Below are 331 nucleotides of genomic sequence, written 5' to 3'. Positions count from 1 at the left end.
TTTATGATGATTTGTTATGAATGCCCGCGGCAAGAACACTTTTTTTACTATAGCGACAATCAGCTGCAGAACCGGCGTCCCGCTTGCAGACCGTTCTCCGGGGCTGCCATAGCAGGCGCCGGTGGTTTGGTAAAACCTCACATCCCAGTGGAGGATGATTTATCCGCTTGGGACATGAACCGCTTTGATTGAAGGAAACCATTTAAATTAAGGAGAATACTGAAATAGCGAGGTGATTTATAAGTATGCCCAGAATGAAAAATCAACGCAAAATAGATATAGCGGGAATATTCCGGGTTAAGCAACAAACCATGATGATGCGGGTGCAGGA

At 45.3% G+C, this 331-nt stretch carries 1 protein-coding gene; it reads right to left on the bottom strand.

The genetic code is table 11. The features are described 5' to 3' along the window. Nucleotides 1–137: 137 nt before the first annotated feature. Nucleotides 138–331, bottom strand: a 194-nt coding sequence (locus B2633_RS14450; protein WP_483171433.1) for a hypothetical protein, incomplete at its 5' end; no start/stop codon positions are given.

Source organism: Syntrophomonas sp. UBA1041 (assembly GCF_002316705.1).
Lineage (GTDB): Bacteria > Bacillota > Syntrophomonadia > Syntrophomonadales > Syntrophomonadaceae > DTU019.
Note: the sequence above shows the minus strand (reverse complement) of the source record. Positions and strands in the feature narration are given on the sequence as shown.